The 12,858-nt window shown below is 66.5% G+C and carries 12 protein-coding genes and 1 pseudogene; 6 read left to right on the forward strand and 7 right to left on the reverse strand.

The features are described 5' to 3' along the window. Positions 1 to 334: 334 nt before the first annotated feature. Positions 335 to 1,219, forward strand: coding sequence for a sulfate ABC transporter permease subunit CysT (gene cysT / locus N416_RS0119150; protein ID WP_081654627.1), 885 nt, complete (start codon positions 335 to 337; stop codon positions 1,217 to 1,219). Further along, positions 1,216 to 2,046 carry a sulfate ABC transporter permease subunit CysW gene (gene cysW / locus N416_RS0119155; RefSeq protein ID WP_024443712.1) on the forward strand — a complete coding sequence of 277 codons (831 nt, stop codon included), beginning with the start codon at positions 1,216 to 1,218 and terminating at the stop codon, positions 2,044 to 2,046. Before cysT ends, cysW begins: the two co-directional genes overlap by 4 nt. 16 nt (positions 2,047 to 2,062) lie before the next feature. On the opposite strand, the gene N416_RS0119160 is transcribed toward cysW, so the two are convergent. The 4 genes and pseudogenes from N416_RS0119160 to N416_RS0119170 all read right to left on the reverse strand — a co-directional run bounded on the left by N416_RS0119160 (position 2,063) and on the right by N416_RS0119170 (position 4,126). After that, positions 2,063 to 2,812, reverse strand: coding sequence for an SDR family oxidoreductase (locus tag N416_RS0119160; protein WP_024443713.1), 750 nt, complete (start codon positions 2,810 to 2,812; stop codon positions 2,063 to 2,065). Between the two features lie 48 nt (positions 2,813 to 2,860). Further along, positions 2,861 to 3,334, reverse strand: coding sequence for a zinc finger domain-containing protein (locus N416_RS24065; protein WP_231384352.1), 474 nt, complete (start codon positions 3,332 to 3,334; stop codon positions 2,861 to 2,863). Positions 3,335 to 3,481: 147 nt separating this feature from the next. Then, positions 3,482 to 3,724 (reverse strand): annotated as a pseudogene (locus N416_RS24070) (DNA-formamidopyrimidine glycosylase family protein); the annotation flags it as partial. 63 nt (positions 3,725 to 3,787) lie between these two features. Beyond that, positions 3,788 to 4,126 carry a hypothetical protein gene (locus tag N416_RS0119170; protein WP_024443715.1) on the reverse strand — a complete coding sequence of 113 codons (339 nt, stop codon included), beginning with the start codon at positions 4,124 to 4,126 and terminating at the stop codon, positions 3,788 to 3,790. A gap of 140 nt (positions 4,127 to 4,266) precedes the next feature. Here N416_RS0119170 and N416_RS0119175 point away from each other — a divergent pair, with 140 nt between their 5' ends. After that, on the forward strand, positions 4,267 to 5,925 hold the full coding sequence (locus N416_RS0119175) for a LuxR family transcriptional regulator (RefSeq protein WP_024443716.1): 1,659 nt from the start codon (positions 4,267 to 4,269) through the stop codon (positions 5,923 to 5,925). Positions 5,926 to 5,961: 36 nt separating this feature from the next. Here N416_RS0119175 and N416_RS0119180 read toward each other — a convergent pair whose 3' ends face one another. From N416_RS0119180 to N416_RS0119190, 3 genes are all read right to left on the reverse strand, one after another. Beyond that, a complete protein-coding gene (locus tag N416_RS0119180) occupies positions 5,962 to 6,354 on the reverse strand; it encodes a phage holin family protein (RefSeq protein WP_024443717.1) in 393 nt (130 codons plus the stop codon). Positions 6,355 to 6,437: 83 nt separating this feature from the next. Continuing rightward, complete coding sequence (locus N416_RS0119185; RefSeq protein WP_024443718.1) at positions 6,438 to 6,728, reverse strand: hypothetical protein; 291 nt, start codon at positions 6,726 to 6,728, stop codon at positions 6,438 to 6,440. A gap of 35 nt (positions 6,729 to 6,763) precedes the next feature. Further along, complete coding sequence (locus N416_RS0119190; RefSeq protein WP_024443719.1) at positions 6,764 to 9,532, reverse strand: AAA family ATPase; 2,769 nt, start codon at positions 9,530 to 9,532, stop codon at positions 6,764 to 6,766. A 209-nt stretch (positions 9,533 to 9,741) separates the two neighbouring features. Between N416_RS0119190 and N416_RS0119195 the strand changes: the two genes are divergently transcribed. The 3 genes from N416_RS0119195 (at position 9,742) to N416_RS0119205 (ending at position 12,321) form a co-directional block, all read left to right on the forward strand. Then, a complete protein-coding gene (locus N416_RS0119195) occupies positions 9,742 to 10,644 on the forward strand; it encodes a diiron oxygenase (RefSeq protein WP_024443720.1) in 903 nt (300 codons plus the stop codon). Next, positions 10,641 to 11,366, forward strand: coding sequence for a DUF4873 domain-containing protein (locus tag N416_RS0119200; RefSeq protein ID WP_024443721.1), 726 nt, complete (start codon positions 10,641 to 10,643; stop codon positions 11,364 to 11,366). Before N416_RS0119195 ends, N416_RS0119200 begins: the two co-directional genes overlap by 4 nt. A gap of 82 nt (positions 11,367 to 11,448) precedes the next feature. After that, positions 11,449 to 12,321, forward strand: coding sequence for a TIGR03619 family F420-dependent LLM class oxidoreductase (locus N416_RS0119205; RefSeq protein ID WP_024443722.1), 873 nt, complete (start codon positions 11,449 to 11,451; stop codon positions 12,319 to 12,321). Positions 12,322 to 12,858: the final 537 nt, after the last annotated feature.

A 12,858-nucleotide genomic window follows, 5' to 3' on the forward strand; every position in this document is an offset into this window, starting at 1 on the left:
GGCGCTACCGCCGCTTGGCAGAGGCGACCCGACAGCACAGTCGGTGGCCGCCGGGTGAACTCCGGCCGAGAAAAACCTATCGCGGCACGACAAAGATTTCGGCACCCAGGTTTCCTTAAGCTACGCGCCATGCAGATGCCACGCCGGGTTGGGCAGAGCGCCGCAATGGCGTTCGGCCGCCGCGGAGCCCTCGGGAGCGGCTTGGCGGGCTTTGCACACTGTTGTCGCTGACTCCCCTGCCACTTGCTAATTCTCGGTAGTCACTTTCGGTGACCGGTGCCGAACATCTCGGGCATTGGAAGGCCAGCATGCACTCTTCTTTCGGATCCAGCCGATGACAGTCACAACTCCTCTCGACCCGGCGCCACGCGTCGACCCCGACACGGACGTGGTGGACACCGCCGCTGCGCTGCCTGCCGCTCCGAACCGGTCCGTCGTCACCCCGCTGCGCATCGGCGTGACGACGCTGTGGTTGTCGGTGATCGTGCTGCTGCCGTTGGTCGCCATCGCGTGGCAAGCCGGCGGTAGAGGCTGGAACGGCTTCCGGCTGGCCGTCACCTCGCACGCGGCGCTCGAATCATTCCGCGTGACATTGACCATTTCGGTCCTGGTCACCGTGCTCGATGTGGTGTTCGGCTTGGCGACCGCCTGGGTGTTGGTGCGCGACGACTTCGTCGGAAAAGGAGTCATCGATGCGCTGATCGATCTGCCTTTTGCACTGCCGACAATCGTCACCAGCTTGGTGATGCTCGCCCTCTACGGCAACTCCAGTCCGATCGGCATTCACCTGCAGCACACCCCACCCGGCGTCGCGATGGCACTGGCCTTCGTCACGTTGCCACTGGTGGTCCGTGCCGTCCAGCCGGTGCTGATGGAGATCGACCGCGATGTCGAGGAGGCGGCCGCGGCCCTCGGCGCGACGCGCCTGGTCACCTTCAAGACGGTGGTGCTGCCGTCCCTGCAACCGGCGTTGTTGACCGGTGCCGGACTTGCGTTTTCGCGGTGCGTAGCCGAGTTCGGCTCGGTCGTAACGATCGGCGGCGCCGTGCCGGGCAAGACCGAGGTGTCGTCGCAGTGGATTCGCTCGCTGATCGAGAACGATGACCACACCAGCGCGGCGGCGATTTCGATCGTGTTGTTGGCGATCTCGTTCGCCGTGCTGGTGCTGCTGCGGACCGTGGGTGGACGGGCGGCCAAGCGCGAGGAGGACGCCGAGTGACGGCCCGGTTGGAGAAGCATCACGTTCTGCGCTTCACCGTCTTGACCTATATCGGTGTCATGCTGATCGCTCCGGTGTCGGTGATTCTGTACCGAACGTTTGAGCACGGGTTAGCCCAGTTTTGGGCCTGGATCAGCACCCCCGCGGCGATCTCGGCGCTGAAACTGTCGCTGCTATTGGTGATCATCGTGGTTCCGCTGAATGCCTTGTTCGGCGTTTCGACATCGATCCTGCTGGTACGCAACAAATTCCGCGGCCGATCAACCCTTCAGGCGATCCTGGACCTGCCGTTTGCGGTCTCTCCCATCATCGTCGGGGTCGCCCTGATCGCACTGTGGGGATCGTCGGGGGCGCTGGGCTTCGTCGAGAACCACCTGGGGTTCAAGATCATCTTCGGGCTGCCCGGGATGGTGCTGGCCAGCATCTTCGTCACGCTGCCGTTCGTGGTGCGCGAGGTTCAGCCGGTGCTCGTGGAGATCGGAATCGAACAGGAGCAGGCCGCGGCGACTCTCGGTTCCAATGCGTGGCAAACGCTTTGGCGGGTCACGCTGCCATCGATCCGGTGGGGACTGACCTACGGCGTGGTGTTGACCACGGCGCGCACACTCGGCGAGTTCGGCGCGGTCATCATGGTGTCATCGAATCTGCCGGGTCACTCCCAGACCCTGACTCTGTTGGTCAACGATCGCTACCACCGCGGGGCCGAGTACGGCGCCTACGCCGTGTCCACGCTTCTGATGGGGGTGGCCGTTGCGTTCCTGATCGCCAAGGCGGTGCTGCTGATCTACCGCCGGCGAGCCAAAGCCCTGCAGTGGATGGCCCGCTGAGGCGAGCGGGAACCGATCACGCGAAGCGCTTGGTGTACCGCGGCGGCATGCGGCGCAACAGCCAGACCAGCGGGGCCCACGGCCAGGACGGGACCACGGCCCGGCCGGTTTCGCGTTCGATCGCACGCACCATGGCCTTGACCCCCGATTCGTTGTCCACCATCAACAGGGTGGACGCCGATTTCGCGGTCATCTCCGATTCGATGTAGCCCGGTTCCAGCACGGTCACCTTGATCGGTCCGCGCGAGTACTCCGCACGCAGCGACTCCCCCAGCGACGACACCCCGGCTTTGCTGGCGGCGTATGCGGCCTTCACGCCCGGAACACCTTTGTTGCCCAACACCGATGAGATCAGCACCAGGTGGCCGCTGCCGGCAGCCTTGAATATCTCCAGCGCGGTCTCTATCTGCACCAGTGCAGCCACCAGGTTCGTTTCAACGGTGGCCTTGTTGGCCCACAGCTTGCCGGATCCGAGCGGTGCGCCCTTGCCGACGCCGGCATTGACGATGACCCGGTCTATTCCACCCAACTCGGCGGCGAAATGGTTGAACACCTTGGGTATTTCGTCGTGGTCATTTACATCCAGCGCGGCCACCGCTACATTGATTCCTGGAAACTTGTCTGTCAGTTCGGCTTTCAGTTCATCAAGCCGGTCGGTCCGGCGGGCGCACAGGGCCAGGTCACGTCCCTGCGCAGCGAAAACGCGGGCCATGCCGGCGCCCAGTCCTGAACTGGCACCGGTGATGAGGATTCTCTGACGGGTCACCAGGGCAGCTTAACGGCGCTGGCAGCCTGCCGAAGTCACGTCGAAGAATTACTTGAGCAGTCGCGACATCCGCCGATCGGCCAGCACCTTTCCACCGGTCTGGCAGGTCGGGCAGTACTGAAATGACTTATCGGCGAAAGAAATTTCCCGAACCGTGTCGGCGCATACCGGGCACGGCAGCCCGGTTCGGGCATGAACCCGCAGACCGGAACGTTTCTCCCCCTTCAAGGTGGCGGCCTGTTGGCCGACCGAGCGGGTGACGGCGTCGGCCAGCACGGTGTGCATGGCCTCGTGCAACGCGCTCAGTTGGTCTGCCGACAGCTTGCCGGCGGTGGCGAATGGCGACAGCCGGGCGGTGTGCAGGATCTCGTCGCTGTAGGCGTTGCCGATTCCGGCGATCACCTTCTGGTCGGTCAGGACGGTTTTGATGCGACCGGTATTGCCGGCCAGCAATCCAGCCAGCTCCTCGGCGTTGACCGCCAGCGCGTCCGGCCCCAGTGTGGCGATACCCGGCACCTTCAGCGGGTCGTCGACCAACCAGACCGCCAGCCTCTTCTGGGTGCCGGCTTCGGTCAGATCGAAGCCGGGGGCCTGCCCCGGGACGCCCAGGTGCACCCGCAGCGCAATCGGTCCCTTACCCGGTCGCAGCGGCGCCGCCGCCAGCTGATCCGACCAGCGCAGCCAACCCGCCCTGGACAGGTGGGCGATCAAGAACAGCTCACCGGCCTGCAATCCCAGATACTTGCCCCAGCGGTGCGCGCCGGTCACCTGCTGACCGTGCAACGCCGTCGGCGGCGGGGCGAAGGTTTTGAGCACCGACAGCGCCGCCACATCGATCCGGCCGATGGCGCAATCGACGGCGTGCCGCCGCAGGTGATCGGCGAGTGCTTCGACCTCGGGCAGCTCCGGCATGCCCCCGAGTCTGCCCGTTTCCCCGGCGGCGCGCCCGACTCTTCGGCGCGTGGTAGCGGGAGGCTATCCCGTCGCCGCGGCGGGGCTCACCACGACCGAGACCGTGACGGCGCCGGAGTCCGAGGCGACGGCCAGTTCAGCGGCATTGGCTGCCGAGACGACGTGCCCACCGCTGACGACGACGTCGTAGCCGCCGGGGTAGGCGAGCGCCGGCACCGAAATAGTGGTGATGGAGCCGTCGGCAAAGCTGCCCGACCCATTCGCCATCGCGGTGGAATAGCTGAAGTGCAGGGCGCCGTCGACCATTGACCAGTTTGTCGGGGTTCCGGAAACCACCTGGGGATAGGGCTCGGCCAACAGGCCCAACTTCGCGGCGTCCACGTTGTCCCCGGTCGGCGCCACCGCGGGGTCGTGGACCAGCCACCCATGGCCACCCCCGGTGGTGGTGATGTCACCCCGGTCGCTGTACTCCCACTCGGTATCAGCCCGAGATCAAGGCACGCCATCTGGCCCTGTCCGCGAGCAGCGGTGATCAGCTGACCTTGTCGACGCTCGACGCGGCCGCCGAATCCACGTCCGCGCGAGGCGCACCGGCGGTGGCCGCCGAATTGATCGAGCTGGCGATCAACTTGGGCGGTGACACCCCGCAGCGACGGGTCCGCGCCGGAGAGCTGCAGTTCCGCGCCGGATCACTGGTTGCCGCACGTCGGCATCTGCAGACCGCCTTGAAAGACGTACCTTCAGGAGCACTGCGGTCGATGGCACTGCTGTGGTTGGGCGCGGTGCTGGGATACGACGACGACACGGTGGGTTCCGCGGAATCGATGGCCGCGGCGGCCGATGAGGCCGGCGACAACGCCGCACTGCGGCTGCTGTGCCTGCTGCGCTTGGTCCTGCCGCTGGCCATGCTCGGCCGGCTCGACGATGCGGTCGCACGCGCCGACGAGGCCGTCGAACTCGCGAATCAACTTGGCGTGCCGAACCTGCGGAGCCAGGCGTTGTCGATCATGGTTTTCGCCAAATTCGCACGCGGGCTCGGCGAAGATCGCGACGCCCTGCAGCTGGCACTGGAGCTGGAGGACCCGCACGGCGGCGCGTCCACCTGGTTTCGGGCCAGCGGCGCCGCGGCAATGATGCCGGCCTACCGCGGCGACCTCGAGAGCGCGCTGACACGCATGCGCGCACTACAGCAACAGTTGCGCGAGGGCGGCACTGAGGTGGACATTCTCTGGGCGGCCGTTCGGATTTCCATGATCACGCTGTGGGCGGGCCGATATCAGGAGGCAGATGCTGCGGCACGCGAGGCGGTCGAGCGCGCCGAGCAGATGGATGGCCGGCTGGCGCTGGTCACCGCCTGGACGGTCCAGGCTGCGGTCGCGGCATACACCGGCCGCGAAACCGAAGCACGCAATGCGGTCGCGGCCTCGATCGAGACCGCCGATCGCATCGGGGCACCACTGTTGACCAAAGAACCCAGCCTGATCCTGGGGTTCCTCGAGGTCTCGCTAGAGAACTATCCGGCGGCGCTGGCGGTGCTACAGCCCCTCCTCGACGGATTCCGCACCGCCCCCAGCTGCGATGTCCAAGGCGGCGGATATCTTCCCGACGCCATCGAAACGCTGACCGCGCTGGGTCACATCGACGACGCCGAGCATCTGGTCGACACGCTGGAGCAACACGGCACCATCCATGATTGGCCGTGGACGCTGGCGGTGGCGGCACGCGGCCGGGCCCATGTGCTGGCGGCTCGCGGCGAGTTGCCTGCCGCGCTCGCGGCCCTCGATCGGGCGGTGACACACCATGCGCGGCTGCCGATGCCCTTCGAACAGGCCCGCACCCAGTTACTGCTGGGCACAGTGCAGCGCCGCCGACGACGCCACTCGAGTGCAACGGCGAGCCTGCGCGCGGCGCTGCAGATTTTTCAGCAGCTCGGCGCGCCACTGTGGGCAGCGCGAGCACATGCCGAACTGGGCCGTGTCGATCAGTCCCAGGGTGCCACCGCGACTTTGACCGCCGCAGAGCACCGGGTGGCAACCCTGGCCGCGGATGGCATGTCCAATAAGCAGATCGCGGCGCAGCTCTACATCTCGGCCAAGACCGTCGAAATGAATCTGAGCCGCGTCTACCGCAAACTGGGCATCCGCTTGCGCGCTGGATTGTCCGCGGCATTGGCCGGCGCCCAAGCCACGGACGCGAACTGATCGCCTGCCGTAGTCACCCGCGGCCGGCCGGTCAACCTATCTGGCGATGCGTCCGGCGACTAGCGACAACACCCAGCCCACCAGCGACAAAACGATCGCCGCCCAGATCGCGTCCCACCAGAAATCGGCGATGTAGAGGCCCCAGTGTTTGGCCGTCTTGTCGGTGATCCACGCGGTGATCCACAGCATCAGCGCATTGACCACGATGTGGAACAGCCCCAGGGTGACGATGTACAGCGGTATCGACAGCAGTTGCACCACCGGTTTGATGAAGGCGTTCACCAGACCGAAGATCAAGGCGATGACGAAGATGATGCCCACCCGTTGCAGCGTGGTGTCGCCGCCGACGATCTCGATCCCCGAAACGATCTGAGTGACGATCCACAAGGCGAGTCCGGTCAGCGCAGCGCGGAGCAGGAAGGGTCCCATGCGCAGATCTTGCCACGGGGCAAACGTTGAGAACCTGACTTTCTCAATTGCGTCGGGTTGGAGCCCGGGACGCCCAGACCCGACTAAAGCCAGCTCCCGGCAGCCTCGGCGCGGGCCCGCACCCCCGCCGTGATCCGGTCGGCGTGCCACCCGGCCTGACGACAAGCCGTCAGCACCGCGTCAGAGGAGTCGGCGGCGACCACCCCGAACAAGGTCTCGTCGCTGGGCGAGCTCAAGGCAACCACCAGCCTCCCGCGCACGGCGACCGCGGCGGATGCCAGCCGGTCGATCACAGCGTCGACGGTTGATTCGCCCAGGTCCGGTTGATACCACTCCACCAAGAAACACTGACGCGCCGCTTCGATGTCGCCCATGCGCCCGACGCTAGCCAACCCGACCCCGCAGCGAATCAGGGTTTTCCCTGGACTCCTCCTGAATTGAGCGCAGCAAACAGCCCGGCACGGGAGCGGATGCCCAACTTGCGGTACACGGCGCTCAGCGTCATCTCGACGGTTTTGGGGGCGATGAACAACTCCGCGGCGATCTGTTTGTTGGACAAGCCCGCTGCCGCGTGTTCGGCGACTCGCCGCTCGGCGGTGGTAAGTCCCGACCCCAGGCCTGCCGCGGCCATCCGGTCCAGCTCGGCACGGGCACGGCGGGCCCACAGCGGAGCCCCCACCCTCTCGAAGGTGGCCAGCGCCGTACTCAAGCTCGCCTGAGCATCCTGTTTGCGCCGACGACGGCGCTGCACCTGACCCAGCAACAACTGCGTGCGCGCCGTCTCGAACGGCATCGGCAGCCGCCCATGGTGCAGCAGCGCCTCGATGGCCGTCCGCTCTGCGGCTTCGAGCTCTCCCCGCGCAGCCAGCCAGTGGCTGCGCCCGCGGGCGCCAACCGCCAACATCCAGGGCCGATCAAGCCGCGCTCCGTTGGTCTCCAGCGCCACTATCAGCGGTTCGGCCTCGTCGAGACGTCCCAGCGCGGTGAGAGCCTCTACCGCGTCGGGCAGGTATGCGCCGACGACGATCTCGGTGTCGTGATCGGGATCGAATCCGCAGAGCAACGGCTCCAGTGTCGCGACCGCAGCCGCGTAGTCGCCCCGCGACACCTCCAGAAATCCCAGTGCCGCCGTCGCCGATGCCACCAGAAACGCGGCCCCGGTATCCGAGGCCGCCTCGATCGCCGTCGTCGCGATGCTCCGTGCCGCGTCTTCGTCGCCACGCAATGCCGCGATCTCCGCTTGCGTGCACCAGGCATGGACGAGCAGGTGCGTTCCGCCCATCTGTTCAGCTCGCTGGACGCTGTCTTCGGCGAGATCCGCTGCGGCTGTCAGATTTCCCAGCCACAAGTCGAACCTGGCGACGTAATTGGCCGCCCACAGCGTGTCGACCTCCGTCCCGTGGGCTAGAAAACGCTGGTGAATGGCGCGCATCTGGTCGCGCCCCACCTGCACCTCCCCGGCCACGGCAGCCATGACGGGCAGGGCTGCACTGGCCCGGAAGGTGGCCGCGGCGCCACTGCTGTGGTCTTCGATCTCCGCGGCCCAGCGCAAGGCCTTGCGGTCCACGCCCAGCCCGTACAGGAGACGCACATGCGCAGCAATCGTCAGGGCTTGGCTGCGAAGCGGCGCGATATCCAAGTCTTCCGCCTGTTCCACAGCGGTGTTCGCCAGTTCGACCGATCTCTTCATGTCCCCGATCAGCCCCGCCACCGGCACGAGCAGCAGCCTTGCCCGCAGCTGCAGAACGGGATGATCGGCGGCTTCAGCTACGGCCTTGGTGAGCAGCTCGGCGGCCGTCACCAGACTTTCGACATAGCCGGTGACAGCGGCAAGGAGCATCAGCGCCATGCATCGCAGCGGGTTCCCGGACGGCAGATCATCGAGAATGCACTGCAGATGCGAACGCGCCAGGGCCACCTCGCCGGATCGGAAATGCTGCTCTGCGGCCTGAATTCGACGGACCGGGTTGTCATCGCCGAGTTTGATCGCCAGCTCGATCAACTCGGCGGCCACCGCGGGGGCGCCTCGAGCCCGAGTAGCGGCGGCCGCTCCGTCCAGCGCCTGCAGCACTTCGGGGTCGGCGGTGGTGGCCGCCAGCGCCAGGTGCCGGGCCTTGACCTCGGGTTCGGTGACGATGCGGCTGAGCCGGCGGTGCATGGCCCGGCGCTCCGACGGACCGGCGGCGCTGTAGACGCCGGTGGCGAACAACGGATGCCGGAACCGGATCCGGCTGCCGTCGATTCCGACGACTCCGCTCGCCGGTGCGGATTCGGCCACCTCGACTACGCGCTCGGGGCTGATGCCGGTGGCCAGGCTCACCCGCTCCACGGTCGGCGGTACCGAGCAGGCCGCAGCCAGCAACACCGCACCGACTTCCGCGTCGACCTGCCCGATGTGTTCGCGCACCAGCGTCGCCAGGCTGTCGGGCAGGCCGATCGCGGCCCTGTCGGGATCCTCGACGATGAACCGCGCCAACTCGAGGGCGAAAAATGGGTTCCCACCGGATGTTTGGTGAATCCGGGTGATAGTGGGGCGGGGCAAGGTACGCCGCAGCCGTGCCGATATCAGCGCGTGCACTCCGCCCAACGTCAACGGGGTGATCCGTACGCGCTCGATCGACCCGGGAAGAGCAGGGCTGAGCCAACTCAAGTCGGCGACGTCTGTCTCGCCGGTTCGCAGGGCCAACAACAGACCCACCCGCCCGGTGAGCCGTCGTTCGGCGAACCCGATCACCATCTGGCTCGACATGTCCAGCCACTGAACGTCATCGATGCACAGCAACACCGGGGTCTTCGAACTCAGCTTGCGGATCACCGCCAGAAAGGCGGTGGCGACCATCCGCTCGTCGCTCGCCGGCCCGTCACCGCCGCCGAGCAGGATCCGGTCCACTGCGGCGCGCTGTCCGTCGGGCAGCTGCTCCAGCACGTCGGCCTCGACACCGCCGAGCAGGTCAGCCACCGCGGCGTAGGCGTAGCGGACCTCGGTCGGAGCGCCCGACGCCGAGAGCACCTGGAAGCCCCGCTCGACCGCCGCGGCGGCCGCCCCCCACAGGAGCGTGGACTTTCCGATGCCCGCTTCGCCTTCGAGCAGCAGCGTGGCGGGTTCGGTCAGGGCCGCTTCCAGGAAAGCGCAGACGGCTGACATCTCAGCCTTTCGGTCCGCCAAACCCAGTCGCATGGCCACATTGTGGCAGGCGACAACCCGCCCGGTACGTAGTTGCGATGCGCCGCAGCAAACTTGACGGCCGTGTTTCAGCAGTGTTTCCCGCCGGGCGGACGCATGTGACGGGCATCACAGATCGAACCGACGGTATCCGGTACCGCCGGTATTGACATGTCTGGTCGCGGCTCCTAGTTTTTGAAGTCCGAGCGAGAAGGGATTCCGCGATGACCACTGCGGTGCGGCCGAGCGAACCGACCCGGGAGGAATTTGCCGAGCGGCTACTGAAGGGCTCGGTGAAGAAGTCCTACGCGCCGGTCGTCGACATCGACTGGAACGCCCCGCTGGAGGAGGACAGGTTCTTCCTGCCGCCACGGATGTGCACGCTCTACGGCACCCGCCTGTGGGAGTCCATGACCCGCGAGCAGCAGATCGAGATGTCACGCCAAGAGCTGGTCAACGTCCTGTCGGCCGGCATCTGGTTCGAAAACATCCTCAACCAGGCGCTGCTGCGCGACATGATGCACAAGAACCCCACCGCGCGCACCACCCAATACTCGTTGACCGAACTAGGCGACGAGACCCGTCACATGCTGATGTTCGGCAAGACCATCGACCGGATCGGCGGCGTACCGGTACGCCCGCGGCTGCACCAGCGCATCGCCATCAACGCGCTTCCGTTCCTGTTCCGCGGCAGCATCCTGTGGGGAGCAGCACTGGTCGGCGAGGAGATCTTCGACTCGCTGCAGCGTCAGATCCTCGACGATCCCGACCTGCAGCCGATCGTGCGGCGGGTGATGCGCATCCACGTCACCGAGGAAGCCCGCCACATTCAGTACGCCCGCGACGGTCTGCGGCGCAGCGTCCCGGCGATGCCCCGCTACCGCCGGATACTGCTGGCCAACCTGCAGGGCGTCGGCGGACCGTTCTACCGCCACCTGTTCACGCTGCCGGTCATTTACAACCGAGTCGGGCTGGACGGTCGCGAAGCTCGCCGCGTGGCGCGGGCCAACCCGCACTTCCAGGCGGCGTCCCGCTCGTCGTTCGCACCGCTGGCCGCGTTCTTCACCGAAGTCGGACTGATGGGCGGGCTGGCCCGGCGGATGTGGCGGCGGGCCGGATTCCTGTGAGCCGCAACGGCGTCATCGACGTGGTGGTGCTCGGCGACCCGGCGCCCCTGCACGGGTTGATCGACGGAGTTCGGGTGGTCGACGCGGCGAACGTGACCACCCGATTCGACAGCGGCACCGACACCTGGACGGTGACCACCTCCGACGGCGAAAAGCTGAGTGCCCGCGCGCTGATCGGCACCGCCGCCTCAACCGACGACGCCGTCGCCAGACATGGCGTCCCCAACCGATTTCAGATACCGGGCCCGCACACCCGCCGGCAGGCCCGCTATGTGGCGCGGCTCATCGATGCCCTCCGGCGCAGCGGGGCCAGCCGCATCGAGTCTCGCTCGCCACGGCTGCGGGTGCGCCCGCTGCTGCCGACCCGGGGGATCTCCCGGTTCTATCTCACTGGGTGCGGTGGCGTTGATTTGGAGAACGCAGAAACCTACGACGGCCCAGCGATTCTCACCCACAACGGCGAGGATTACCCGACGCAAGTCCGGCTGACCGGGCATTTCGATCCGGTTGATGGCCAATACCATTGGCAGGGAATGCTTTTCAATGACCTTCCCGGGGCGAGTGTCACCGGCTCGAAGGTCAGCATCCGGATCGGCGAGCACACCGCCGAAGGGCGCGTCGCCGAGCGGACACCGTGGGGCACGCTGACCGTGGTCGGCGCCGCCGGATATCCGCCGTATCCCTTGGCGGATGTCGAGGTCGCGATGCCGCCGCGGATGTGAACGCAGTCCCCACTCGGGCCGGGCAGGGCCAGTCTGCTATGCAGAGAACAGCGCCCCACCACCGAAAGACCGAGGAGACGACGTGCGGTTCACTTACGCCGAAGCGATGACCGACCCGAGCTATTACATTCCGCTCGCCAAGGCCGCCGAGGCCGCTGGGTACCACAGCATGACGATCCCCGACAGCATCGCCTACCCGTTCGAATCTGACTCGAAATACCCCTACACCCCCGACGGCAACCGGGAATTCCTCGACGGCAAGGCCTTCATCGAGACGTTCGTCTTGATCGCGGCACTGGGCGCAGTCACCAGCACGCTGCGTTTCACCCCGTTCGTGGTCAAGTTGCCGATCCGCCCGCCGGCCTTGGTCGCCAAGCAGGCCGGCTCGCTGGCCGCGATGATCAACAACCGGCTGGCACTGGGCGTGGGCACCAGCCCGTGGCCGGAGGACTACGAATTGATGGGGGTGCCGTTCGCCCGGCGCGGTAAGCGGATGGACGAGTGCATCGAGATCATCCGGGGCCTGACCACCGGCGACTACTTCGAGTTCCACGGCGAGTTCTATGACATCCCCAAGACCAAGATGACCCCGGCCCCGTCGCGGCCGATCCCGATCCTGATCGGCGGCCATGCCGAAGCCGCGCTGCGGCGCGCGGCCCGGCACGACGGCTGGATGCACGGCGGCGGCGACCCGGCCGAGCTCGACGGGCTCATCACCCGGCTCAAGCAGCTCCGCGAGGAAGAGGGTCGCGCCGATGACCCGTTCGAGATCCACGTGATCTCGGTCGACGGATTCACCCTCGATGGCATCAGGCGGCTGGAGGACAAAGGCGTCACCGACGTCATCGTCGGCTTCCGGGTGCCCTACATCCTCGGGCCCGACACCGAGCCGCTGGAGAACAAGATCCGCAACCTGGAGAGGTTCGCCGAGCACGTCATCGCCAAGGCGGGGTGACACCGGTCATGTCTTGACCCCCAGGTGCGCACCCTCACCGTTTTGCCCTGCCGAATCGGGATCAATTTCGCCGCCACCGGCGTTGACCCCTATGTGCGCTGACCGTCCACCCACATCGGTCAGGTACTGCAGTTCTCGTTGCGTGACCTGCAGGGGGTAATCACACATGAAGACACAAAAGTATTCACCGGTCGAGCCACGAATCGGCCATGGCGACCACCAGCGGGTTATCCGCCTGCTTCGCGCCGCCGCAGCTGAGGCCGGGCAGAGCGACGCCCGGCGTCAGTGGATTCGCGCCGCGACGCAATGTTGATCGGGCTCCCCCCGGGAGCTCTTGCGCGCTGAAGCACCGGCTTTGCGTGGCAACCTTGCGCAACACTAAACCCGCGAACTACCTTCTTAGCTACACCTCAGGATTGAGGCCTGCAGAAGGAGCGCGTCGGAATGTCTCACCGCAGCAAGGTTGTCGGAGTAGCCGCGTTTTTGGCGCTAGCTCCCATTGCCCCGTCGGCTCAGGCTGATTTCGACGACATGCTC

Origin of the sequence: Mycobacterium sp. UM_WGJ (genome assembly GCF_000455125.1) — a bacterium.
In the GTDB taxonomy this organism is placed as follows: Bacteria; Actinomycetota; Actinomycetes; order Mycobacteriales; family Mycobacteriaceae; genus Mycobacterium.

Coding starts and splice junctions, on each gene's coding strand:
- cysT (WP_081654627.1), top strand. CDS start 335: ATGACAGTCACAACTCCTCTCGACCCGGCGCCACGCGTCGACCCCGAC.
- N416_RS0119185 (WP_024443718.1), bottom strand. CDS start 6,728: ATGGGCGACATCGAAGCGGCGCGTCAGTGTTTCTTGGTGGAGTGGTAT.
- N416_RS0119195 (WP_024443720.1), top strand. CDS start 9,742: ATGACCACTGCGGTGCGGCCGAGCGAACCGACCCGGGAGGAATTTGCC.
- N416_RS0119180 (WP_024443717.1), bottom strand. CDS start 6,354: ATGGGACCCTTCCTGCTCCGCGCTGCGCTGACCGGACTCGCCTTGTGG.
- N416_RS0119190 (WP_024443719.1), bottom strand. CDS start 9,532: ATGCGACTGGGTTTGGCGGACCGAAAGGCTGAGATGTCAGCCGTCTGC.